We start from the raw sequence: 23,061 nt of genomic DNA, 5'->3' as shown, positions 1-23,061 counted from the left end.
CGGGAGAGGGGTTGGGGTGAGGGTACGGGCGGAGCGCAAGAGTGACGTGCATCGCTCCGGCCGAACCCTCATCCACCTGCCGGCACCTTCCTCGCTCCTCAGAGCCGCGCACATCCATGTGCGCTCCCCGCGTGCTCCCGGAGGGAGAAGGGTTCCACTTTGAAGGTTGAGGAATAGCCCGCGTAGGTTGGGGTCCGCAGGCGAACCCCAACGGGACGTGCAGGGTGTCGCGGCGTTGGGGTTCGCCTGTGGCTCACCCCAACCTACGTCCGCGTTTCGCGATGGGTGTCGCACCAACCCCTGATATACCCCCCTCCCGTCAGCCCCCGTTTCGCTTTCTTACGCCACGATGGCCAATGAGGGAGATCCCGGGCGTTTTTTCTGACCCCGAGCGCAGTTATTCGCTTGATTGTTCCCAAGCAGCCGGATGAAATACCGCAGCTTTGTCCGACGCATGCGCGCCATGACGGCAGTACGCGGTCCCATCTCTAGTCGAACCCGGGGTTTCCCACACCTATGTCTTTCCGTCTCGCACGCATCCTTTCCGTCGCACTGCTGAGTGTGGCCGCCGCCTCCGCGGCGCAGGCCGCCACCAAGGCCAAGAGTTCCAAGAGGCCCGCCACACCGGCGGCACCCACGCTGATCTGGCGCGGCGACCAGGCGACCGCGCGCGGCCTCGTCACCGACGTGGCCAAGGCCTACGAAAAGGCCGGCAAGGGCAAGATCGAAGTGCAGCCGTTCAACACCGTCTCGGGCCTGGATGCCGTGGCCAAGGGCACGGCGGATTTCGCCGGCTCCGCGCGCGGCCCGGACGGTTCGTCCGAGAGCAGCCTGGTGTTCACGCCGGTGGCGTGGGATGCGCTGGTGATGATCACCTACCCGTCCAACCCGGTGAACAGCCTGACGCTGAAGCAGGTGCACGACATCTACTACGGCAAGATCACCAACTGGAAGGAAGTCGGCGGCAACGACCAGGAGATCGACCTGTACGCCGTGGCCAGCCCCGGCGACGGTGTCGAATACAGCCTGCGCAAGCTGCTGTTCGGCCGCGGCAACCAGCCGGTGGCGGCGCCGCGCCTGTACGTGAACACCGCCAAGCTCGAAGAGGCGGTGACGCTGGATCCGAAGGCGCTGGGCGTGACCACGCTGGCCGGCGTCACCGGCAACCGCAAGGTGAAGACGATCAATATCAACGGCGCGCCGCCGAGCCCGGCGACGGTGAAGGACGGCAGCTATCCGCTGTTCATCCCGGTCTACCTGATCACCAGCGAGACCAGCCCGAAGATGGCGCAGCTGAAGGTGTTCATGGACTTCCTGGGCACCGACGCCGCGCGCGACGTCGCCCGCAAGCATGACCTGGTGCCGTACGACGAGGCGCCGGCGCTGGCCGAGCTGGATGTGTCGCGCCGCCCGAAGATCCTGGCCGAAGTGGGCGCCCGCCCGATGACGGACGAACCCGCCGCCAAGCCGACGCCGGTAGCCGCGCCGGGCGCGATGTACGCCTCGCGCGTGGCGACCTCGCCGACCTCCGAGCTGACCCAGCAGTCCAAGCAGGACCTGCAGGCGCGCAACGAAGCCAATGCCGAGAAGAAGGCCGAAGCCGTGGCCGCGGCCACCGGCGACAAGACCTACATCGTGGCCAAGGGCGACACGCTGTCGGTAATCGCCAAGAAGAATTCGGTGACCGTCGCCGACCTGCGCAGCTGGAACGATCTGAAGAGCGACAACGTCAAGATCGGCCAGGTGCTGAAGGTGGGCCTCTGACGCGCAAGCTGCGCATCCGGGCCCTCACGCTGGACCTGGACGACACGCTCTGGCCGGTGCTTCCCGCGCTGGAGCGTGCCGACCAGGAGCTGGACGCCTACCTGCGCCAGCACTATCCCGACGTAGCGCGCGCCTGGCCGATCCCGGCCATGCGCGCCCTGCGCGCCCAGGTCGCCGGGGAGCGCCTGGACCTCGCCCACGATTTCACCGCCCAGCGGCATATCACCATGCAGCGCGCGTTCGCCGCGTGCGGCCTGGCTGAAGCGCCGTTGGACGTGCTGTGGGATATCTATTTCACCGCGCGCAACAGCGTGGAGCTTTACGCCGACAGCCTGCCGGCGTTGCAGCGGATCACCGCCGTTTTTCCCGTCGCCAGTCTGACCAATGGCAATGCGGATCTGGACATGATCGGGATACGCGCGCATTTCGCGCATCACATTTGTGCGCGGGATACCGGGGTAGCGAAGCCGGATCCGCGGATTTTTTCCATGGCGGCAGAGCGGCTGGGCATAGCGCCGGGCGAGATTCTGCATGTGGGAGACGATCCGGTGCTGGATGTGGCTGGAGCGCGTGAGGCTGGGTTGCGCACCGCCTGGATCAATCGGGAGCGGGTGGCGTGGCCGGAAGCGTTGGGGGCGGCGCCGGAGTTGGATCTGGCTGATATGACGGCGTTGGCGGATTGGTTGGAAGCGCAGTAACGCCGACGTAGGTTGGGGTGAGCCGCAGGCGAACCCCAACAATGCGATGCGTTTGGAGGCGGTGATGTTGGGGTTCGCCTGCGGCTCACCCCAACCTACGCCGGTGCGGGGACACCAGTCGCCCGGCTGCTTAAAAGCGCGCATCATTGCGAGCTACGCCTAGTGAGCCGCGCGCGGTGTGCGGCGAATGGAGTCCCATGTCCCTGATCGAACGCAAAGCCGGCGACCGCCAGAGCGTCGCCATCGAAACCACCGACGCCACCCGCCTGGCCGCCACCCGGAAGCGCCTGAGCGCCGCCCAGCGGAAGTGGCTGGAGCAGACCGGTTTCGAAGCTGCGCCGGGCACGTTCGCCTTGCTGGCCGACGCCAGCGGCAAGCTGCAGCGCGTGCTGGCCGGCGTCGATGCGGCGGATGCGCTCAATGCCATCGCCCACCTGCCGAAGACGCTGCCGGAAGGCAGCTACCACCTCGCCGACGAAGGCGTGCTCGCCGATAAGGCGCAGGCCGCGCTGGGCTGGGCGCTGGGCGCCTACGAATTCACCCGCTATCGCAAGGCCAAGCGTGCGTCGGCCACGCTGGCCGTGCCGGCCGCCGAGCTGAAGACGCTGGCGCCGCTGGCCGCAGCCACCACGCAGGTGCGCGACCTGGTCAACACGCCGACCGAGGACATGGGCCCGAAGCAATTGGCCGAGGCGGTGAACCAGCTGGGCAAGACCTACAAGGGCAAGGTGCGCGAGTGGGTCGGCGACGAGCTGCTCAAGGCCAACTTCCCCACCATCCATGCCGTGGGCCGCGCCAGCCATCGCTCGCCGCGTCTGATCGAGCTGAGCTGGGGCAAGAGCGGCGATCCGCTGCTGACGGTGATCGGCAAGGGCGTGTGCTTCGACACCGGCGGCCTGGACCTGAAGCCGGCCGATGGCATGCGCTGGATGAAGAAGGACATGGGCGGCGCCGCGCATGCGATCGCGCTGGCGCGGCTGATCATGGAAGCGAAGCTGCCGGTGCGCCTGCAGCTGCTGATCCCGGCGGTGGAGAACGCGGTCAGCGGCAACGCGTTGCGTCCGGGCGAGGTGGTGGTGACGCGTGCCGGCCTCAGCGTGGAGATCGACAACACCGACGCCGAAGGCCGCCTGGTGCTGTGCGATGCGCTGACCTACGCGGGCGAGCAGCAGCCGGACCTGATCGTGGACTTCGCCACCCTCACCGGCGCCGCGCGCGTGGCGCTGGGACCGGACCTGCCGGCGCTGTTCGCCAACCGCGACGAGCTGGCCGAGCAGGCGCTGGCCGCCGGCCAGGCGGTGCACGATCCGCTGTGGCGCCTGCCGCTGTGGCGGCCGTACCGGAAGATGCTGGACTCCTACATCGCCGACTTCGCCAACAGCGGCGCCTCGCGCCATGCCGGCGCGATTACCGCGGCGCTGTACCTGGAACGCTTCGTGGCCGACACCACGCCGTGGCTGCATCTGGATACCTACGCGTGGAACGACGGCGACCGCCCCGGCCGCCCGCGCGGCGGCGAGGCGATGGGCGTGCGCGCGATGTTCGCGCTGCTGCAGAAGCGCTACGGCTGAAGCGTAGGTTGGGGTGAGCCGCAGGCGAACCCCAACGTAAGGTGCCGCTCCGTGGCAACGCCTGTTGGGGTTCGCGTTGCTCACCCCAACCTACGCCGGCCTTCGTGGGCCTTCTTCTGCGGCGAGCGAGGTAGGTTGGAGTGAGCCGCAGGCGAACTCCAACGTGCGGCCAGACCACGCAACCACGTCTGCCGAGGCTCGCGCGGCGCACGCCAGGCGACGCCCACCCGGCGCCACACGCCGTTGCGCCCGCTCACAGCGACACCACGCGCGGCACACGGCCATCGGATCCATGTCCATTCAACCCAGGCCCATCGCGCCCCAGCTCGCGTGCGATCTCCGCCAGCACGCGCGATAGGCGCAGCAGCACGTCCTCGCTGCGGAAGCGGCGCAGGCGGTAGCCCTTGTTCTCGAGCATGCGGGTGCGCGCCGAGTGATAGGACGGCGCGGCCTGCACGCGGCCGTCGTCGATCTCCACGATCAGGCGCGCCGGAACGCAGGCCATGTCGACCAGGTAGCCGGCGATCAGATGGTGGCGGCGGAAGCGGTAGCGAGCCGCGTCTTCGCCCTGCAGCGCCAGCCACAGGTGGAGCTCGGCCTGGACGCACTGCAGGCGGTGGTGGTCGATCTGGCGGCGGCGGCGATGCATGGGGCGCTCCTTGCGAGAGGGAGCGTCCAGTTAGCCGTCTCCGGCACATCGCTCACTATCGGGCGCCGCCGCGCTTGCCGGTCGGCCGCCGCTGTCGCCGCATGACGGCGCCCGGCGACCGCGCGTAGGCCGTCGCCAGTGCCGGACGGCATGACCTTCGGCGATGTTGCCTAGGACGCTTCGCTGCCATGCTTAGGATTCCATTCACAGGGAGCCCTCCATGCCGACCCTCCGTCCCCGCCTGCTTTCCCTGGGGCTCGCCACCCTGCTGGGCACCCACGCCACCTTCGCCGCCGAGACCCAGCCCAAGCAGCCCGAACAGCCGCCGCTGAGCAAGCAGACGCAGCGTTCCGGCGGCCAGATGCCGGCCGAGCAGCAGCGGCTGAACTTCGATCACGCCGAGCTGCATTTCGCGGTGGACATCCCCAAGGAGACGCTGGAAGCCACCGCGCGCCTGACCTTCACGGCGCGCGAAGCGACCGACGTGCTGCTGCTGGACCTGGATCCGGAGCTGAAGATCAGTGGCATCGCGCTGGACGGTAAGGCCTTGCCGACAAGCGCCTGGAGCAATCCTGACGGCCGTCTGCAGATTTCCCTGACCAAGCCGCTGGCCAAGGGCGGCAAGACCACGGTGGAGATCCGCTACGGCGGCAAGCCGCACGTCGCCAAGCGCGCGCCCTGGGATGGCGGCTTCGTGTGGGCCAAGACCGAGGACGGCCAGCCGTGGGTCGCCACCGCGGTAGAAGGCGAAGGCTGCGACATGTTCTGGCCGTGCATCGACCACCCGATGGGCAAGCCCGACCTGGTCGACACCTACATCACCGTGCCCAAGACGCTGGCCGCGCCGGGCAACGGCGTGCTGGTGGACATCAAGGACCAGGGCGCGAACCACACCTATCACTGGCGCGCCAAGCATCCGACCACCTACGCGATCTCGCTCAACATCGGCCCGTTCGATGTGCTGAAGGGCGACTACAAGAGCCGCTACGGCAACAGTATCCCGATGCAGATGTGGTATCTGCGCGGGCACGAGGCGCAGGCGAAGCAGCTGTTCGGCGAGTTCCCGCGCATGCTCGACTTCTTCGAGCAGCAGATCGGTCCCTACCCGTTCGGCGACGAGAAGATGGGTGTGGTGGAGACACCGCATCTGGGCATGGAACACCAGACCATCAATGCCTACGGCAACGGCTATCCGCGCGACCAGTACGGCTTCGACTGGCTGCTGCAGCATGAGTTTTCGCACGAGTGGTTCGGCAACCAGGTGACCAATGTCGACTGGGACGACATGTGGATCCACGAAGGCTTCGGCACCTATATGCAGCCGCTGTACGGCCAGTACCGGTATGGCGACATGCCGTACTTCTCGATGCTGCAGACCGAGCGTACCTCGGTGAAGAACGAGCATCCGATCGTGGCTGGCCGCCATCAGTTCGAGCACGAGGTGTACGACGCCGACACCGGTCCGGCCAACGACATTTATTACAAGGGCTCGCTGATGCTGCACACGCTGCGGCAGATGATCGGCGACCAGGCTTTCTTCGAGGCGGTGCGCCGGTTGGTATACGGCCGGCCCGATCCGAAGCCGGGCAATTTCGCACCGCACTATGCGACCACGCGCGACTACATCGACATCGTCAACCAGGTCACCGGCAAGGATCTGAACTGGTTCTTCAACGTGTACCTGTATGAGGCTGCGCTGCCGGCGCTGGAAGTGAAGCACGAGGGCGACACGCTCTCGCTGCACTGGAAGGTGCCGCACGACAAGCCGTTCCCGATGCCGGTGGAGGTGCAGGTGGGCGACACCATGCATACGCTGCCGATGACCGACGGCAACGGCACGGTGGCCGCGCCGGCCGGAGCGCTGGTGGTGGTCGATCCGCGCAGCAAGGTGCTGCGGGAGCTGCCGCATATCGGCGAGTTCCAGCAGTGGAGGAAGGAGCAGGTGGAGAAGAAGATGAAGGCGGAGAAGAAGAGCTGAAGCCTGCTCGCCCCTCCGGCGTAGGTTGGGGTGAGCCGCAGGCGAACCCCAACACCGCGAGGCGCCTGAAGGTGGCGAATGTTGGGGTTCGCCTGCGGCTCACCCCAACCTACGCTGCAGTGTCCGGCGCTCCAAACAACCGCCGCAGCGTCCGCAATACCACTCGCACCCCGCGCACGATCTTCGGCAACAACCACAGCATCAACAGCACGAACAGCGCCAGCACCACCAGCAGCGCCAGCGGGTGCTGCCACATCAGGTAGAACATGCCGGCCCAGGTGAGATCCTCGCCCACGCTGGCGCCCCAGTTGCTGAAAGGTTCCGGCGAGGTGTTGATCAGCGCGCGGCCGCCGGACTTGGCCAGGTGCGTGCCCGAGACCAGCGCGCCGCCCAGCAGGGCCGCGGCGATCTGCATGCCGGGCGAGGCGTCCTTGAACACGCCCCACGCCAGCAGCGTGCCGGCGGGGATGCGGATGAAGGTGTGGATCGCGTCCCACACGCTGTCGAAGGCGGGGATCTTGTCGGCGAGGAATTCGCCGAGCATCAGTACGCCGGAGACGATCAGCACCCAGTTATCGCTGAGCATCTCCAGGCCAGGCGGCAGATGCACCACGCCGAGGCGGCCGAGCAGGCCGGCCAGGAAGACGGTGGCATAGAGCCGTACGCCGCTGGCCCAGGCCAGGCCGCCGGCGAGCGCGACGTTCGATAGCGTGTCCATGGCGGGCCTTGTACCACAGCCCTCTGGTGCAGGTTGGGGTGAGCCGCTGGGGACTGCGAAGGCTGGATGCTGTAGCGAACGTCCGCGTAGCGGATGGCCCGAAGGGCGGGCTGCCGATGCAACCCGTGACCCCAACATCGCCACATCGAGCTGCCTCGCATTGTTGGGGTTCGCCTGTGGCTCACCCCAACCTACACGAGCTTAAACCCTGCCCTCAACGCGTGCCGGGCGCGGGGTTCTTCGCTTCCGTCGTCGCCGCCGCGGTGGCATTGGGCGAGAACTTGCCGCCGTACGGCAGCACCTCGGCCGCCAGCTTGGCGTCGCCCTTGATCAGGCCCACGGCGTCGAACAGGATGTGCGCCGTTTCTTCCAACTGCGGATCGGCCGCCTTCTTGGCGTCGTCTTCCTGCTTCTGCTCGGACTTCAGGCTGCGCTCGTTGGCGTTGAGGCCGTCGTCCAGGCCATCGCGGTCGTCGGCGAAGCTGTTGCCGTCGATCGCCTTGTGGCGGGCGCGGAAGTCGGCCTGCAGGGCTTCCTGGTCCTTGCGCTCGGCCTGGCGCTGGGCCAGGTTGAGCGAGATCGTGGTCTTGTCGCGCATCTTCCGGTACTGCGCCAGCTCGTCGAGCATCAGCTTCCAGCCCGGCGACTTGGTCGCGCGCGCATCGTGCTTGGCCTGCAGCTGGCCGAGGTAGGCCTTGAGGTCGGCCACCGGCTTGTAGTCCGGCGCAGGAGCGATCTGGGTCCAGGCCAGGGCGTTGTCGTAGGTCGACTCGCCGAAGTCCTTCTCGTCGCCGCTCTTGGGGAAGTTGATGTCCGGCGTCACGCCCTTGAGCTGGGTGGAACCGCCGTTGATGCGGAAGAACTCGGCGATGGTCATCTTCAGCTCGCCCAGCTGCGGCTTCTCCTTGGTGCGGCTGGCGAAGCGGTCGAGGTCGACCAGGTTCTGCACGGTGCCCTTGCCGAAGCTGGGCTGGCCGATGATCAGGCCGCGGCCGTAGTCCTGGATGGCGGCGGCGAAGATCTCCGAGGCCGACGCCGAGCCGCGGTTGACCAGCACTGCCATCGGGCCGGTCCAGGCCATGCCCGGATCGTCGTCGCCCTGCACGTCGACCTGGCCGCGTGCGTCGCGCACCTGCACCACCGGGCCCTTGTCGATGAACAGGCCGGTGAGCTCGTTGGCTTCCGTGAGCGAACCGCCGCCGTTGTTGCGCAGGTCCATGATCACGCCTTCGACGCCGGCCTGCTTCAGCTCGCCGAGCAGCTTGGCCACGTCGCGGGTGGCGCTCTTGAAGTTCTTGTCGCCTTCGCGGCGCGCGCCGAAGTCGGAATAGAACGTGGGCAGGTCGATCACGCCGATCTTGCGGCTGACGTTGCCGTCCTTGATCTCGATGATCTTCTTCTTGGCGGCCTGCTCCTCGATGCTGACCTTCTGGCGCACCATCGAGACCACTTCGTGCTTGCCGTCCACGCCCACGTCGGCGGGCAGGATTTCCAGCCGCACGGTGGTGTCTTTCTTGCCGCGGATCAGCTTGACCACGTCGTCGTTGCGCCAGCCGATCACGTCGACGATGGCGCCGTCCGCGCCCTGGCCGACGCCGACGATGCGGTCGCCCGCGTGGATCTTGCCGGACTTGGCGGCGGGGCCGGCCGGCACCACCTGGCTGACTACGACGTATTCGTCGCGCACGCCCAGCACCGCGCCGATGCCTTCCAGCGACAGCTTCATGGAGATGTCGAAGTTCTCCGCCGCGCGCGGGCCGAGGTAGTCGGTGTGCGGGTCGGTGGATTCGGCGTAGGCGTTCATGAAGGACTGGAACGCGTCCTCGCCGTCGAGCTGGCGCACCCGCTCGATGTAGTTGGCGTAGCGCTTGTCCAGCGTCTTGCGGATGTCGTCGTCGCTCTTGCCGGCGAGCTTCAGGCGCAGCCAGTCGTTGGTGGTGCGCTCGCGCCACAGGGTGTCGAGCTCGGCCTGGTCCTTGGGCCAGTCGGCCTTCTTGCGGTCGTAGGCGTAGCTCTCGTTGGTGTCGAGCTTGAAGCCCTTCTTGAGCAGCTCGCGCGCGTAGCTCATGCGCTCGACGGCGCGCTGCACGTAGAGGTTGAACACCGAGAACGGGCCGGACAGGTCCTGGTTCCAGATGGCGTCGTCGAACTGCGTCTTCAGCGGCGCGAACTTGGCCATGTCGGCCTGGGTGAAGAACACCTTCTCGCTGTCGAGCGCGTCGAAGTAGGCCTTGAAGATGCGCGCCGACATGGCGTCGTCGAGCGGCTGCGCGTCGTAGTGGAAGCGGGTGAGGAAGCGCGCGGAGAGCTGCGCGGCCTGCGCTTCGGTGAGCGTGGGCTTGAGCGGCAGCGACGAGGCCTTGCGGCCGCCGGCGGTGCCGCCGGTGAGGTCGGCGGCCGACTGCGCCTGGGCGCCGCCGACGGTGAAGGCGAGCAGCAGTGCGAGCGAGACGGTACGCAGTTTCATGAAGTTCTCTTTAGGCATGCTCGGTGACACCTGCCGCGTGGGCCTGCAGATCGGCGTGGTAGGACGAACGCACCAGCGGACCGGACGCGACGTGGCCGAAGCCCATCGCCTCGCCGGCTTCGCGCAGCGCCTCGAATTCTTCGGGAGTCCAGTAGCGCACGACCGGGTGGTGATGCGGCGTGGGCTGCAGGTACTGGCCGATGGTGATCATGTCCACGTCATGGGCGCGTAGATCGCGCATGGTCTCCAGCACCTGCTCCATGGTCTCGCCCAGGCCCAGCATGATGCCGGACTTGGTGGGGACCTCCGGATGCTGCGCCTTGAAGCGCTTGAGCAGGTCCAGCGACCACTGGTAGTCCGCGCCCGGGCGCACTTCGCGGTACAGGTGCGGCACGGTTTCCAGGTTGTGGTTGAACACGTCCGGCGGGAAATCCTTCAGCACTTCCAGCGCGCGCTCCATGCGGCCCTTGCCGCGGAAGTCGGGCGTGAGGATCTCGATCTTGATGTTCGGCGCGGCATGGCGCGTGGCGCGGATGCAGGCGGCGAAATGCTCGGCGCCGCCGTCGCGCAGGTCGTCGCGGTCGACCGAGGTGATCACCACGTACTTCAGGCGCATGTCGCGGATGGTCTCGGCCAGGCGCGCGGGCTCGAGCGGATCGGGCGCGGCCGGGCGGCCGTGGGCCACGTCGCAGAACGAGCAGCGGCGGGTGCACACCTCGCCGAGGATCATGAAGGTGGCGGTGCCCTTGCTGAAGCACTCGTGGATGTTCGGGCAGGAGGCTTCCTCGCACACCGTGACCAGCGAGTTCTCGCGCAGGCGCGCCTTCAGCTGTTGCACGGCGTTGCCCTGCGGCAGGCGCACGCGGATCCAGCTGGGCTTGCGCAGCACGGGGGTGTCGGTTTCGAAGCCGGCGCGGTTGCGCGCGATCTTGTCGTTGCCGAGCTGTTTCTCGACCGCGGGCGTACCGCTGACGACGCTGATCGGGATGACCTTGGAAGGGGACATGTCGCTCATGTAGGCAAGCTCAGACCGCTACGCGAGCGGGTAGTTCGGGAAGGACGGGAGCGGCGGACTCAGCGGTGAAATCGAACTGGCGGCAGAACTCCTCGACCAGTGCGTCTTCGACCTCCGCCAACCGCGACGGACCGCCCAAGTCTAGCACCTGGGTGACCTGCAAACCCTTGTAGCCGCAAGGGTTGATGCGGTGGAACGGGGCCAGGTCCATGTTCACGTTGAAGGCCAGGCCGTGGAAGCTGCAGCCCCGGCGCACGCGCAGCCCCAGGGCGGCGACCTTGGCGCCGGCCACGTAGACGCCGGGGGCGCCTTCCAGCCGCGCGGCGCCGATATTCCAGCGCTCCAGGGTGTCGATGATGGCCTGCTCGATCTTGCACACCATCTCGCGCACGCCCACGCCGGCGCGGCGCAGGTCGATCAGCGGATAGGCCACGATCTGGCCGGGACCGTGATAGGTCACCTGGCCGCCGCGGTCGACCGGGACCACCGGGATGTCGCCCGGCGCCAGCACGTGCTCCATCTTGCCGGCCTGGCCCAGGGTGAACACCGGATCGTGCTCGAGCACCCACAGCTCGTCGGTGGTGTCGGGGCCGCGCTGGTCGGTGAACGCGCTCATGGCCTTCCAGGTCGCCTCATAGGGCTGGCGGCCGAGGCGGCGGATTTTCAGCGGCTGGGACATGGGGACGACCGGGCAACGGAAGGGATTGGGAACAGGTGCGGCCGGGTTTCCGGGCTTGCAAGGGCGCCGGGCGCGTCTCCGCGGCACCGATACGGCAGCGCCCAAAACGCTGCGGGCCGGGAAATCCCGGCCCGCAGCGCGGCTTACAGAGTGAACCGAATATCCGGGTCGGCCCGCAGCGTGGCGTGCGCCAGGTCGTACTGCTCGCGGCTGTCGCAGCGGAAGCTGACCGTGACCGAGAGGAAGTTGCCCTCGCTCGAGCTGCGATGCTTCACCGTCTCGTGCAGCACGTGCAGGCCGATGCCTTCCAGGATCGCCGGCACCCGCTTGGGCAGGTCCGCGGCGGCGTTGCCCATGGCGGTGATTTCGAATTCGCCGGGAAACTGGAAGCCCTGGCCTTCGTTCTGCGCCTTGATCGAATCGATGTCCTGCATGGCGATACCTCGGCTTACTTCTTCGCTTCGTCAGGCTTCTTGTCGCTGTGGAACCACAGCATGATGCTGTCCCACAGGCGGCCGAAGAAGCCGGCCTGCGGCGCATCTTCCAGCGCCACCAGCGGCAGGTTCTGCACCGGCTGGCCGTCCAGGGTGACACGCAGCGTGCCGATCTGCTGGCCCTTGGTGAACGGAGCGATCAGCGTGGCGGGCACGTCCACGGTGGCCTTGAGCTTGTCGTAGTCGCCGCGCTTGACGGTGACCAGCACGTTCTCGCTCACGCCCAGCGGCACCTGGTCCTGCTTGCCCTTCCACAGGCGCGGCGTGGCCAGCGGCTTGTTGGCGTCGTAGAGCTTGTGGGTTTCGTAGAAGCGGAAACCGTAGTTCATCAGCGCCAGCGCCGCGTCGGCGCGCGCCTTCTCGCTGCTGGCGCCCATCACGATGGCGATCATGCGCGCCTCGCCCTGCTTGGCCGAGGCGGCCAGGCAGAAGCCGGCGGCGGCGGTGTGGCCGGTCTTGATGCCGTCGACGCTGGGATCGCGCCACAGCAGCAGGTTGCGGTTGTGCTGCTTGATGCCGTTCCACTCGAAGTCCTTCACCGCCGAGATGGCGTAGTCCTCGGGGAAGTCGTGGATCAGCGCGCGCGACAGCAGCGCGATGTCGCGGGCCGTCGTGTAGTGGTTGGCGATCGGGTAGCCGGACGCGTTCTGGAAGTTGGAATTGACCATGCCCAGCTGCTTGGCGTACGCGTTCATCAGGTTGGCGAACGCGCCCTCGCTGCCGGCGCTGTGCTCGGCCAGCGCGATGGCGGCGTCGTTGCCGGACTGGATGATCATGCCCGAGAGCAGGTCCTTCAGCGGCACCTGGCTGTTGAGCTTGAGGAAGCTGGTGGAACCGTCGGTGCCGGCGCCGCCGCTGCGCCAGGCGTTCTCGCTGATGGTCACCTGGTCGTTCATGTGGATCTTGCCGTTGGCGATCTCGGCGGAGACCACGTAGTCGGTCATCACCTTGGTGATCGAGGCCGGCTCCAGGCGCACGTCCGGATCCTTGGCGGCGAGCACCTGGCCGGTGGCGTAGTCCATCAGCACCCAGCTCTTGCCGTCGACGTCCGGCGGCGGCGGCACCGGCGCTTCGGCCACCACCGGCCGCGGCACTGGCGCGGGCTTGGGCGGGGTCTGCTGGGCGACGGCGGCGGTGCCCAGCACCAGGGCGGCGGTGACGGCAATCGGAGCAAGGGTACGGCGGAGGAAGTTCATCGTTCTGAGTGGTCCGGTTTCGATAGGGCTGGCGCCGGAGCGCCGGAATGGCAATGCGTCAGTCTACCGCGACCTGCGGACGCGGCAGTCCCATGTCCTGGATCCTGGCAGTCACTTCGTCGGCGCTGTCGACGTCGGAGAGCGGGCCTACCCGCACGCGCCGCACGCTGCGGCCGTTGATTTGGGCATCCACCACCTGTACCGGCGCGAAATTCGCGCTGCGCAGCTGCTGCGCGACGCGCTCGGCATTGGCGTTGTCGGCGAAGGCGCCGACCTGCAGGTAGATGCCGGGCCTGGGCGCGCCGGTGGGCAGGCCGGTGCTGGCGGCAATGGCGGGCGGCGGTGGTGGCGGCAGGTCCTGCAGCGGCTCGCCCGGGGTGATCGCGCGCACTTCCACCAGGCCTGTGCCCTTGGGGTACACGCCGATCTTCACTGCGGCGGCGTAGGAGAGGTCGATCAGGCGGTTGTCGTGGAACGGGCCGCGATCGTTGATGCGCACCACCACGCTCCTGCCGTTCTCCAGGTTGGTGACGCGCGCGTAGCTGGGCAGCGGCAGCGTCTTGTGCGCGGCGGAGAACTGGTACATGTCGTATTCCTCGAGGCTCGAGGTCTTGTACCCGTGGAACTTGTTGCCATAGAACGAGGCGATGCCGCGTTCCACATAGCCGTTGGCGTTGGGCAGCACGGTGTAGGTCTGGCCGAGCACGCTGTAGGGCGACTTGTTGCCGTACAGCGCGCGCGGCTCGACCTTGGGCACGGGCTCGACCAGCTTGCTGATGTCCGGCGGCGGACCGTCCGGCACGCTGTCGCTGTTGTCGCGGTAGCGGCTGCTCTGCGGCCGGCTGACGTCGTCGTCGATGCCGCTGCGGCGCGAGCCACCGTCGGCGGAGCGATACACCCCGCCGCTGCTGCCGCGTCCCGGCGTATAGCCGCCCGGCTTGGACGGCCGCGGCTTGCTGCCGCCGCAACCGGCCAGCGCCATCACGATCACCGCCAGCACCGGCAGCGCGAGCGAGGATTTCATCGGGTCGCCTCGCGCTCCCGCACGCCTTCGGCGATCGCCTGGGCGAGCTGGTGCACGGCCAGCGCGTAGAGCGGGCTGCGGTTGTATTTGGTGATCACATAGAAATTCTGGAAGGTGAACCAGTATTCCGGCCCGTTCGGCCCTTCCAGCGTCTGCAGGCTGCTGGGCTGGCCGGGATTCATCGGTTGCAGCGGCGCGTAGCCCCAGGCCATCAGCTGTTCCAGCGGCCACTGCGGCTTGGAATCCTTCACCTGGATCGGCCGCGCGGCGGCATCGGGCTGCGCGCGCGCCACCACCGGGCCGCCGCTGACCCAGCCGTGCCTGGCGAAGTAGTTGGCCACGCTGCCGAGGATGTCCGGCAGCGAATCGTGCAGGTCGATGTGGCCGTCGCCGTCCTCGTCCACGCCGAAGTCGCGGATGCTCGAGGGCATGAACTGGCCCCAGCCCTGCGCGCCGGCGTAGGAGCCGACGAGCTTGTCCAGCGGGCCGCCGAGCATCGAGTCCGGCAGGCTCAGCAGCACCTTCAGCTGCTCGCGGAAGAAGGCCGCGCGCGGCGGGTAGTACAGGCCCAGCGTGACCAGCGCGTCGAGCACCTTGTACTTGCCGGTGTTGCGCCCGTAGAAGGTTTCCACGCCGACGATGGCGACGATGTATTCCGGCGCCACGCCGTATTGCTTGCCGATGCGCTCGACCAGGTCGCGATGTTCCAGGTAGAACGCCACGCCCTCGTCGATGCGCTTGTCGGTAAGGAAGATCGGCCGGTAGTCCTTCCACGGCTTGGCTTCGGCCGGGCGGCTGATGGCATCGAGGATGCTCTGCTGTTTCTTCGCACCGTCCAGCAGGCTGTTGAGCGTGGATGGATCCTTGCCGGTTTCCTTGGCCACTTCGGCGACCAGTTGCGCCTGCCCCGGGTGAGTCTGGGCCTGGGCGGACGTCAGCGCGGCAGCGGCGGCGAGGCCCAGGGCGGCAATCCATTGCAAGGGTCGGGGCATGGCAATCTCAGTCATCAGGCTACTTCGCTGGCAGAACGATGTGCGCGCAAGAGCCTAGCATGCATGGCAGCGCAAACCTGGGCGGAACGCGGGCATGCGCGTGGGCGGTTCAGCGCAACGCATCGTCGGCCTGGCGCTTCAATCGTGCATCTTCCGGTTGGCATGGATCGACATCAGCACGCCGAAGCCGGTGAGCAGCGATACGGCCGACGTGCCGCCATAACTGATCAGCGGCATCGGCACACCCACCACCGGCAGCATGCCGGCGACCATGCCGCCGTTGACGAACACATAGACGAAGAAGCTCATGCCGATCGCGCCGGCGAGCAGGCGCGAATAGGTTTCGCGCGCCTCCATGGCGATCCACAGGCAGCGGCCGATGATGAAGGCGTACAGCGCCATCACCGCGACCACGCCGACCAGGCCGAACTCCTCGGCGAACACCGCGAAGATGAAGTCGGTGGTGTGCTCGGGCAGGAAGTCCAGGCGCGACTGCGTGCCGTGCTGCCAGCCCTTGCCGAACACGCCGCCGGAACCGACCGCGATCTGCGACTGGATGATGTGCCAGCCGTTGCCCAGCGGATCGGATTCCGGATCCAGCAAGGTGCGCACGCGGTTGCGCTGGTATTCGTGCAGGAAATGCCAGGCCACCGGCACCATGCCGCCGACCGCGGCGAGCAGGCTGCCGATCTTCCACCAGGCCATGCCGGACAGGAACAGCGCGAACGCGCCGGCGCCGGCCACCAGCACGGCGGTGCCGAGGTCCGGCTGCTCGGCGATCAGGCCGGCGGGGATGCCGATCAGGATGGCGACGGTGACGATGTCCTTCCACGACGGCGGCAGCTGGCGCGGATGCAGGTACCAGGCGACCATCATCGGCACGGTGAGCTTGAGCAGCTCCGACGGCTGGAACGACATCACGCCCAGGTTGAGCCAGCGCTTGGAGCCGCTGCGGATCTCGCCCACGCCGGCCACCACGATCAGCAGGAACACGCTGCCGGCATACAGCCATGGCGTCCAGCCGCGCAGCACCGAGGGCGGAATGCGCGAGATCAGCAGCAGCAGCATGCCGCCGATCACGAAGCGCGCGGCCTGGCCGGTAATCATCGCCATGCTGCCGCCGCTGGCGCTGTACAGCGTGACCAGGCCGGTGGCGGCCAGCAGCAGCAGGCCGAAGGCCAGCGGCAGGTCGATGCGCGGCCGGGTCAGCAGGCGGCGCAGGAAGCGGGTCAGGCGGACCTGGAGTTCGTCGATCATTGATGGCCTCCGTCGTCCTGCTGCCCGCTGTCGTCATGGTCCGAGGGCAGCTGCGCCGGCACGTCCGCCGGGGTGGCGACCGGCGTGTCTTCCGGCACCTCGGGCGCGCTGGCGGGCAGCGCCGGCGCGGATGCTTCCGGCGCCGTGCGCGCGGGTACCGCGCCGCCCTGGCTGGCCAGCCAGGCCTCCATGATCTTGCGCACGATCGGGCCGGCGTCCGACGCGCCCCACGCGCCCTGCTCGAGCATCGCGGCGATGGCGATGCGCGGCGAGTCAGTGGGCGTGTAGCCGATGAACCAGGCGCGGTGACGGGTGGCCAGGTAGGCGGTGTTCTTGTTGTTGTCGTAGTCGTTGCTGCGGCGGGAGAAGCGCTCGGCCGTACCGCTCTTGCCGGCCACCACATAGGGGAAGCCGGTGAACTGGCCCTTGCCGGTGCCTTCGGTAATCACCGCTTCCATGCCCTGGTTCACCACGTTCCAGTAGTTGTCCTTGTGGATCAGGCTGGGACCGCTGGGCGGGTTGGGCAGCGGCACGCGCGATTCCTTCACCGCCGAGGTGGCCATCACCAGGCGCGGCGCATACGGCGTGCCGTGGCCGGCAAAGGTCGCGGTGGCGTGGGCCAGCTGCAGGGTGGTGACGTTCCAGTAGCCCTGGCCGATGCCGGCCAGGATGGTCTCGCCGGGGAACCAGCCGAACTTGCTGCGCGTGGCCTTCCATTCGCGCGAAGGCAGGATGCCTTCGGCTTCGCCCAGCAGGTCGATGCCGGTCTTGTGGCCGAAGCCGAGGCTGCCCATCCAGGCGCTGAGCCGGTCGATGCCCAGGTCCAGCGCGAGCTTGTAGAAGTACGTGTTGGTGGAATGCTGGATGGCACGCACCATGTTCACCACGCCGTCGCCGCCACGCTTGTCGTCGCGGTAGCAGCGCTGCTGGCCGGGAATGCAGAACTCGCCGGTGGACAGCACGGTGTCTTCCGGCCGGCGCACGCCGTATTCCAGGCCGCCGAGGGCGAGGAAGGGCTTGACCGTGGAGCCTGGCGGGTAGGCGCTCTTCAATGCGCGGTTGAGCAGCGGCTTGTCTTCGGCACTGGTGTAGGCGGTGTAGTCGGTCTTGCTGATGCCGTTGACGAACAGGTTCGGGTCGTAGCTCGGCACGCTGACCATGGCCATGACCTGGCCGTTGCGCGGGTCGATCGCCACCGCCGAGCCGGGACGCCCGGCGAACGCATCCATGGCGGCCTTCTGCACGCGCGCATCGATGCTCAGGTACAGGTTCTTGCCGGGCTTGGGCGCATGCGTTTCGAGCACGCGCTGCAGGCGGCCGTCGGCGTTGACCTCGACCAGCTCGTAGCCGGGCTCGCCGTGCAGCATATCCTCGTAGGAGCGCTCCAGGCCGCTGCGGCCGACGTGGCTGGTGCCCTTGTAGCGGTCCGGGTCGAGGCGGTTGAGATCGTCCGCGTCGATGCGGCCGACGTAGCCGATGACATGCGCGAACAGCGGCCCGTACGGATAGCGGCGGGTGAGGTACGGCACCACGTCCAGCCCGGGGAATCGCCAGCGGTTGATGGCGAAGCGCGCGATCTCGTCCTCGGTCAGGTGCAGCTTCAGCGGCACGCTGTCGAAGCGGCGGTTCTGCCTGAGCTGCTTGCGGAAGGCCTCCAGATCGTCGTCGCCGAGCGGGATCACCTCGCGGATGCCGGCCAGCATGGCCTGCATGTCGGGCACCTGCTCAGGCACGACTTCCAGCCGGAATGCCGGCACGTTGTCGGCCAGCAGCACGCCGCTGCGGTCGAAGATCAGCCCGCGCGCCGGCGGGATGGCGCGCGGCTTGACGCGGTTGTTTTCCGAGCGCAGCGCGAATTCGTCGTGGCGCTGCACCTGCAGAAAGCTGTAGCGCACGGCCAGCACCGACAGGCCGAGCAGGATCAGCGCGAAGCCGACGAAGGCGCGCGCCCGGAACAGGGCGGCCTCGCCCCGGGAATCCTTGATCGAGCGACGACGCAGGGCCATGGCGCTATTGCAGGCGCAGACGCAGGCGCAGGTCGTCCATCAGCAGGAACAGGAACGGCCATAGCGCGGCGCCGACGAACGGCGAAATCCACCAGCTGGCGGGCGGCAACGATTCGCCGGCGAAGGCGCGCACGATCAGCAGCACCACGCGGTCGTTCAGCAGCAGGGCCAGCACCGCCAGGGTCTGCTGCCACATCGGGAAGAAGCGCAGGCGCGAGCGGAAGCGCAGCGCGATGAAGACCAGCGCGCACAGGCGCATGGCCTGCTCGCCGAGCAACACGCCGTCGAGCAGGTCGGCGCACAGGCCGATGCAGAAGGCCAGGCCCAGGCTGACCCGCTGGTCGCCGGCCTCCAGCGCCCAGTACAGCAGGAACAGTGCCGGCCAGTACGGCTTGAACGGCTGCAGCGCGCCAGGCAGCGGCACGAGCATGGACAGCAGGGCGAATGCCAGGGAACCGGCGAACCAGAGCAGGCCGACGCGTTGCTTGTTCATGGCGCGGTGCTCGTGGGGGCGGGGGCCGCATTCGGCAGCGTGGTCGCGCGCGGCGGCGGCGCCACGGTGGCGGCGGGTGCGGGGGCCAGGTCGGCCGGCGGGCCGGCGGGCGTGGCGGGTTCGGGCGGACCGGCGGGTTCGGCCTGGTCGTGCAGCAGGAGCACGTCCTCGCTGCGATCCAGATCGGCGGTGGGACGCGCGCGGCCTTCCAGGAACATGCCCGAGGCTCCCGGTTCCACCCCGCGGATCTCACCCACCGGGAAACCGGGCGGGAAACGTCCGCCGAGGCCGGAGGTAAGCAGCTTGTCGCCCGGGCGCACGTCGGCCGCCATGGAGATGTTGGGCAGGCTGAGCTGGTCGCCGTCGCGCGAGCCGTAGGCCACGGTGCGCAGGCCGGTGCGCTCGACCACCACCGGGATGGCGTGATCGGGATCGGTCACCAGCATGACCAGCGAGGTGCGCGGCATCACCTCGACCACCTGGCCGATCACACCGCGCGCATCGATCACCACCTGGCCCTTCTTCACCCCGTCGCGCGCGCCGGCGTTGACCAGCATGCGGTGGCGGTAGCTGCCCAGGTCCACGTCGATGACGCGAGCCAGCTGCACGTTCAGTTCCAAGCTGTGCTGGGTGGCGAGCAGCTCCTTCAGGCGCTCGTTCTGCTGGGCCACAGAGGCCATGCGATTGAGCTTGGCGTTGGCCAGCAGCAGGTCTTCGCGCAGGCGCTGGTTCTGCTCGGTGAGCAGCTGGCGGTCGGCGAAGGCCACGCTGAGGTTGCGCATGCCCGCCGCCGGCATGCCGGCGAGGCGATAGACCGGCTCGACCACCGCCGAGGCGGTGTAGCGGATCCGCCACATCCAGCCGTTCCGATGGTCCAGGACCATCAGCACCATGGCGAAGGCGAGATAGAGGATGAGGCGAAGGGTGCCGGCAACGGTGCCGGCAAACAGGGGCGAGGAGTCCTCGCGAGCGAGTGCCATCCCCTGCCCCCGTCAGCGCTTATTCGGCGGCGAAGAAGTCGCTGCCGTGCTGATCGATCAGCTCCAGCGCCTTGCCGCCGCCACGGGCCACGCAGGTCAGCGGCTCTTCGGCCACCATCACGTGCAGGCCGGTCTCCTCGGAGATCAGGCGGTCCAGGTCGCGCAGCAGGGCGCCGCCGCCGGTGAGCACGATGCCGCGCTCGGCGACGTCGGAGCATAGCTCCGGCGGGGTCTGCTCGAGGGCGGACTTGACCGCGGCGACGATGCCGGACAGCGGCTCGTGCAGGGCTTCCAGCACCTCGTTGGAGTTGATGGTGAACATGCGCGGCACGCCTTCGGCCAGGTTGCGGCCGGAGATCTCGATCTCGCGCACATGGGTCTGCGGGAAGGCGCAGCCGATCTCCATCTTGATGCGCTCGGCGGTGGATTCGCCGATCAGGGTGCCGTGGTTGCGGCGGACATAGTTGATGATGGCCTCATCGAAGCGGTCGCCGCCGACGCGGACCGACTGCGAGTAGACGATGCCGTTGAGCGAGATCACCGCCACTTCGGAGGTGCCGCCGCCGATGTCCAGCACCATCGAGCCGCGGGCTTCGTGCACCGGGATGCCGGCGCCGATCGCGGCCGCCATGGGCTCCTCGATCAGGAACACGTCACGGGCGCCGGCGCCCTCGGCCGATTCCTTGATGGCGCGGCGCTCCACCTGGGTGGAGCCGCAGGGCACGCAGACCAGCACGCGGGGGCTGGGGCGCAGCAGGCGCGAGCGGTGGACCTGCTTGATGAAGTGCTGCAGCATCGCCTCGGTCATCGAGAAGTTGGCGATCACGCCATCCTTCATCGGGCGCACGGTGGCGATGTTGCCGGGGGTACGGCCGAGCATCTTCTTGGCGTCGCTGCCGACGGCGGCCACGGCGCGGGGGCCGCCCGGACCACGGTCCTGGCGGATGGCGACCACGGAGGGTTCGTTCAGAACAATGCCCTGCCCACGCACATAAATCAGGGTATTGGCCGTGCCGAGATCGATGGAGATGTCGTTGGAGAAAATCCCGCGAAACTTCTTGAACATGGGCCCGCCGTGCGTCGATCTGGCTAAAAAGTAAGCGCGCCAGTCTAAAGAGGCGGCATCTTGTGCGCAAGGACCATATCGTTAAGAAAGCCTTGTATGGCGGGGTGATATGAGCGTTTTTGGTGGCAATGCATGAATTGGAATTTTCAGTAAGACGTCGCGGTGGCGCTCGGATATCGGTAAAATTCGCAACTTTGGCCGGGCAGCTTGCCCTGGCCATCGGTCGACCGCGCTCGCGCGGCCTGTTCACTAGCCCGGGGACACCTACGAATCATGTCTGCCGTTATCTGCGGTTCGTTGGCATACGACACCATCATGGTCTTCCAGGACCAGTTCAAGAACCACATCCTGCCCGACCAGGTGCACATCCTGAACGTGTCGTTCCTGGTGCCTCGGATGCGTCGCGAGTTCGGCGGTTGCGCCGGCAATATCGCCTATAACCTGAAGCTGCTCGGTGCGGATCCGCTGCCGGTGGCCACGGTGGGCCAGGACTTCGGTCCGTATCGCGCGCATATGCAGCAGTGCGGGATCCGCCTCGACTACGTGCGCGAGTTCGGCGATCAGTTCACGCCGCAGTGCTTCATCACGACCGATCTGGACAACAACCAGATCACCGCCTTTCATCCGGGCGCGATGCTGAGCGCGCACGAGAATCATGTGCGGGATATTCCGGAGATCAGTTTCGCCATCGTCGCGCCGGACAGTCGCGATGCGATGCTGCAGCACGTGGATGAGTTTTCCGCGCGCAACGTGCCTTTCATCTTCGATCCGGGCCAGGCGATGCCGTTGTTCAACGGCGACGAGTTCCGGGCGATGATCGAGAAGTCGACCTATGTGATCGTCAACGACTACGAGTCACAGCTGCTGCAGTCGCGCACCGGCTGGAGCGCGGAGGAGATCGCGCAGCGGGTGAAGGCGTATATCGTGACGCTGGGGCCGCGTGGTTCGCTGATCCATACCGACGGCATCACGCACGAGATTCCGCCGGCGCGCGAGCGCAAGGTGGTGGATCCGACCGGTTGCGGCGATGCTTATCGCGCCGGACTGATCTTCGGGATCATGCGTGGGAAGGATTGGCCGACGATCGGTCGGATGGCGTCGCTGATGGGTGCGCTGAAGGTTGAATATCCGGGTACGCAGAACCAGCACTTCGATTACGCGCTGTTTGCGGCGGAGTTCAAGGAGCAGTTCGGGTATGGGTTGGATTGACTTCGGTTGATTCGGGCTTGTTGATTCGAGCTGATGAAAGGCCTCCCGGTGGGAGGCCTTTTTATTTGGGCTTGGGGGATGGGCTTAGCGTTCGGCGGAGTTCGCTCGATGTCATTTCTCGCGTGACTAATGTCGCTCGCCTGATCGAGCGATGCTCGATCGATGAATCGCGGAACGCGCGTGGCGGCAGAAAACGCTGAACGTTGAGGACGCGCTCGCGTCGTCCCAGGGCGGTGTAGGCGACGGCAAGGCTGGATAAGCTCGCGCGACATGTATCGCGTGATGTGCGATGCAGCTGCGGAGCATCTAGCTCTCGACTAATTGGCATCGAGCGCGACAGCGTCGACTTGGCGTGGTGTTGCGGTGTGCGAATGCAGAATGAAAGAACGTGCTGCACACGGCGCTTGTTAATCGCACTGCTTTAAAGCCATGGCGAATGGCGAGCTAATCGTGGTGTTTATGCGGAGCTAATGGTGGCGCTATGTTTCAGGCAAGAAAAAACCCTCACCGGAGGGTGAGGGTTTTTAAGGATAAAGCCCCTGGCGATGACCTACTCTTGCATAGCAAGCTACACTACCATCGGCGCAGCTGCGTTTCACTGCCGAGTTCGGGATGGGATCGGGTGGGGCCACAGCGCTATCGTCGCCAGGGAAGGGGTGGGGGCAGCGCAGATTGGTGCGCCAAGCCCCGCAAAGGGGTAAACGAGTGACAAGCGTTTGGTGAATCGGGATGTTCGCTAAGGATTACGTGCGAAGCGTCTTGGGGTTATATGGTCAAGCCGCACGGCTCATTAGTACGCGTAAGC

The 23,061-nt window shown here is 67.2% G+C and carries 19 protein-coding genes and 1 rRNA gene; 5 read left to right on the top strand and 15 right to left on the bottom strand.

Going from position 1 to position 23,061, the window contains the following annotated elements:
• Positions 1-516 precede the first annotated feature (516 nt).
• From BM172_RS21390 to BM172_RS21380, 3 genes are all read left to right on the top strand, one after another.
• Positions 517-1,764, top strand: a complete 1,248-nt coding sequence (locus BM172_RS21390; RefSeq protein WP_026633421.1) for a LysM peptidoglycan-binding domain-containing protein — start codon at positions 517-519, stop codon at positions 1,762-1,764.
• 8 nt (positions 1,765-1,772) lie between these two features.
• On the top strand, positions 1,773-2,462 hold the full coding sequence (locus BM172_RS21385) for an HAD family hydrolase (RefSeq protein WP_026633420.1): 690 nt from the start codon (positions 1,773-1,775) through the stop codon (positions 2,460-2,462).
• 197 nt (positions 2,463-2,659) lie between these two features.
• Complete coding sequence (locus BM172_RS21380; RefSeq protein ID WP_026633419.1) at positions 2,660-4,033, top strand: leucyl aminopeptidase family protein; 1,374 nt, start codon at positions 2,660-2,662, stop codon at positions 4,031-4,033.
• A gap of 253 nt (positions 4,034-4,286) precedes the next feature.
• Here BM172_RS21380 and BM172_RS21375 read toward each other — a convergent pair whose 3' ends face one another.
• Positions 4,287-4,682, bottom strand: a complete 396-nt coding sequence (locus BM172_RS21375) for an endonuclease domain-containing protein (protein ID WP_081804997.1) — start codon at positions 4,680-4,682, stop codon at positions 4,287-4,289.
• 220 nt (positions 4,683-4,902) lie between these two features.
• Between BM172_RS21375 and BM172_RS21370 the strand changes: the two genes are divergently transcribed.
• Positions 4,903-6,660 carry a M1 family metallopeptidase gene (locus BM172_RS21370; protein WP_026633418.1) on the top strand — a complete coding sequence of 586 codons (1,758 nt, stop codon included), beginning with the start codon at positions 4,903-4,905 and terminating at the stop codon, positions 6,658-6,660.
• A 109-nt stretch (positions 6,661-6,769) separates the two neighbouring features.
• Here the strand turns inward: BM172_RS21370 and BM172_RS21365 are convergent, their stop codons facing one another.
• The 13 genes from BM172_RS21365 to BM172_RS21305 all read right to left on the bottom strand — a co-directional run bounded on the left by BM172_RS21365 (position 6,770) and on the right by BM172_RS21305 (position 21,047).
• The gene (locus tag BM172_RS21365) at positions 6,770-7,378 is read right to left on the bottom strand and encodes a DUF4126 domain-containing protein (RefSeq protein WP_026633417.1); all 609 of its coding nucleotides are present in this window, start codon (positions 7,376-7,378) and stop codon (positions 6,770-6,772) included.
• 214 nt (positions 7,379-7,592) lie between these two features.
• Entirely contained in the window at positions 7,593-9,845 is a 2,253-nt protein-coding gene (locus BM172_RS21360; protein ID WP_026633416.1) for a carboxy terminal-processing peptidase, read from the bottom strand.
• A 10-nt stretch (positions 9,846-9,855) separates the two neighbouring features.
• The gene (lipA, locus tag BM172_RS21355; protein WP_026633415.1) at positions 9,856-10,860 is read right to left on the bottom strand and encodes a lipoyl synthase; all 1,005 of its coding nucleotides are present in this window, start codon (positions 10,858-10,860) and stop codon (positions 9,856-9,858) included.
• A gap of 10 nt (positions 10,861-10,870) precedes the next feature.
• On the bottom strand, positions 10,871-11,539 hold the full coding sequence (lipB, locus tag BM172_RS21350) for a lipoyl(octanoyl) transferase LipB (RefSeq protein WP_051548310.1): 669 nt from the start codon (positions 11,537-11,539) through the stop codon (positions 10,871-10,873).
• A 143-nt stretch (positions 11,540-11,682) separates the two neighbouring features.
• The gene (locus BM172_RS21345; protein WP_026633414.1) at positions 11,683-11,973 is read right to left on the bottom strand and encodes a YbeD family protein; all 291 of its coding nucleotides are present in this window, start codon (positions 11,971-11,973) and stop codon (positions 11,683-11,685) included.
• A gap of 14 nt (positions 11,974-11,987) precedes the next feature.
• A complete protein-coding gene (locus BM172_RS21340; RefSeq protein ID WP_026633413.1) occupies positions 11,988-13,229 on the bottom strand; it encodes a D-alanyl-D-alanine carboxypeptidase family protein in 1,242 nt (413 codons plus the stop codon).
• Between the two features lie 58 nt (positions 13,230-13,287).
• The gene (locus tag BM172_RS21335) at positions 13,288-14,253 is read right to left on the bottom strand and encodes a septal ring lytic transglycosylase RlpA family protein (RefSeq protein ID WP_026633412.1); all 966 of its coding nucleotides are present in this window, start codon (positions 14,251-14,253) and stop codon (positions 13,288-13,290) included.
• A complete protein-coding gene (mltB, locus tag BM172_RS21330; RefSeq protein ID WP_428844777.1) occupies positions 14,250-15,245 on the bottom strand; it encodes a lytic murein transglycosylase B in 996 nt (331 codons plus the stop codon). The genes BM172_RS21335 and mltB overlap by 4 nt, the downstream gene beginning before the upstream one ends.
• A 138-nt stretch (positions 15,246-15,383) precedes the next feature.
• Positions 15,384-16,502, bottom strand: a complete 1,119-nt coding sequence (rodA, locus tag BM172_RS21325) for a rod shape-determining protein RodA (RefSeq protein ID WP_026633410.1) — start codon at positions 16,500-16,502, stop codon at positions 15,384-15,386.
• Positions 16,499-18,508, bottom strand: a complete 2,010-nt coding sequence (gene mrdA, locus BM172_RS21320) for a penicillin-binding protein 2 (protein ID WP_026633409.1) — start codon at positions 18,506-18,508, stop codon at positions 16,499-16,501. Before mrdA ends, rodA begins: the two co-directional genes overlap by 4 nt.
• Positions 18,509-18,512: 4 nt before the next feature.
• Positions 18,513-19,001 (bottom strand): rod shape-determining protein MreD, encoded by a 489-nt coding sequence (gene mreD, locus BM172_RS21315; protein ID WP_026633408.1) that lies wholly within the window; start codon positions 18,999-19,001, stop codon positions 18,513-18,515.
• Entirely contained in the window at positions 18,998-19,981 is a 984-nt protein-coding gene (mreC, locus tag BM172_RS21310) for a rod shape-determining protein MreC (RefSeq protein WP_026633407.1), read from the bottom strand. The genes mreD and mreC overlap by 4 nt, the downstream gene beginning before the upstream one ends.
• A gap of 19 nt (positions 19,982-20,000) precedes the next feature.
• Positions 20,001-21,047 carry a rod shape-determining protein gene (locus BM172_RS21305; protein ID WP_026633406.1) on the bottom strand — a complete coding sequence of 349 codons (1,047 nt, stop codon included), beginning with the start codon at positions 21,045-21,047 and terminating at the stop codon, positions 20,001-20,003.
• Between the two features lie 273 nt (positions 21,048-21,320).
• On the opposite strand from BM172_RS21305, the gene BM172_RS21300 reads away from it, so the two are divergent.
• Positions 21,321-22,256 (top strand): carbohydrate kinase family protein, encoded by a 936-nt coding sequence (locus BM172_RS21300; RefSeq protein ID WP_026633405.1) that lies wholly within the window; start codon positions 21,321-21,323, stop codon positions 22,254-22,256.
• A gap of 537 nt (positions 22,257-22,793) precedes the next feature.
• Here the strand turns inward: BM172_RS21300 and rrf are convergent.
• Positions 22,794-22,906 (bottom strand): 5S ribosomal RNA (rrf, locus tag BM172_RS21295).
• Positions 22,907-23,061: the final 155 nt, after the last annotated feature.

Origin of the sequence: Dyella marensis (assembly GCF_900112865.1) — a bacterium.
Lineage (GTDB): Bacteria > Pseudomonadota > Gammaproteobacteria > Xanthomonadales > Rhodanobacteraceae > Dyella_D > Dyella_D marensis_A.
This window is presented reverse-complemented; position numbering and strand designations above follow the sequence as displayed.

Bases quoted from the DNA above. Each gene is read 5' to 3' on its own strand.
- BM172_RS21365 (WP_026633417.1), bottom strand. From the start codon at position 7,378: ATGGACACGCTATCGAACGTCGCGCTCGCCGGCGGCCTGGCCTGGGCC.
- lipB (WP_051548310.1), bottom strand. From the start codon at position 11,539: ATGTCCCAGCCGCTGAAAATCCGCCGCCTCGGCCGCCAGCCCTATGAG.
- mreD (WP_026633408.1), bottom strand. From the start codon at position 19,001: ATGAACAAGCAACGCGTCGGCCTGCTCTGGTTCGCCGGTTCCCTGGCA.
- BM172_RS21335 (WP_026633412.1), bottom strand. From the start codon at position 14,253: ATGAAATCCTCGCTCGCGCTGCCGGTGCTGGCGGTGATCGTGATGGCG.
- BM172_RS21360 (WP_026633416.1), bottom strand. From the start codon at position 9,845: ATGAAACTGCGTACCGTCTCGCTCGCACTGCTGCTCGCCTTCACCGTC.
- mreC (WP_026633407.1), bottom strand. From the start codon at position 19,981: ATGGCACTCGCTCGCGAGGACTCCTCGCCCCTGTTTGCCGGCACCGTT.
- mltB (WP_428844777.1), bottom strand. From the start codon at position 15,245: ATGCCCCGACCCTTGCAATGGATTGCCGCCCTGGGCCTCGCCGCCGCT.
- BM172_RS21340 (WP_026633413.1), bottom strand. From the start codon at position 13,229: ATGAACTTCCTCCGCCGTACCCTTGCTCCGATTGCCGTCACCGCCGCC.
- rodA (WP_026633410.1), bottom strand. From the start codon at position 16,502: ATGATCGACGAACTCCAGGTCCGCCTGACCCGCTTCCTGCGCCGCCTG.
- lipA (WP_026633415.1), bottom strand. From the start codon at position 10,860: ATGAGCGACATGTCCCCTTCCAAGGTCATCCCGATCAGCGTCGTCAGC.
- BM172_RS21390 (WP_026633421.1), top strand. From the start codon at position 517: ATGTCTTTCCGTCTCGCACGCATCCTTTCCGTCGCACTGCTGAGTGTG.
- BM172_RS21375 (WP_081804997.1), bottom strand. From the start codon at position 4,682: ATGCATCGCCGCCGCCGCCAGATCGACCACCACCGCCTGCAGTGCGTC.
- BM172_RS21370 (WP_026633418.1), top strand. From the start codon at position 4,903: ATGCCGACCCTCCGTCCCCGCCTGCTTTCCCTGGGGCTCGCCACCCTG.
- mrdA (WP_026633409.1), bottom strand. From the start codon at position 18,508: ATGGCCCTGCGTCGTCGCTCGATCAAGGATTCCCGGGGCGAGGCCGCC.
- BM172_RS21345 (WP_026633414.1), bottom strand. From the start codon at position 11,973: ATGCAGGACATCGATTCGATCAAGGCGCAGAACGAAGGCCAGGGCTTC.
- BM172_RS21380 (WP_026633419.1), top strand. From the start codon at position 2,660: ATGTCCCTGATCGAACGCAAAGCCGGCGACCGCCAGAGCGTCGCCATC.
- BM172_RS21305 (WP_026633406.1), bottom strand. From the start codon at position 21,047: ATGTTCAAGAAGTTTCGCGGGATTTTCTCCAACGACATCTCCATCGAT.
- BM172_RS21300 (WP_026633405.1), top strand. From the start codon at position 21,321: ATGTCTGCCGTTATCTGCGGTTCGTTGGCATACGACACCATCATGGTC.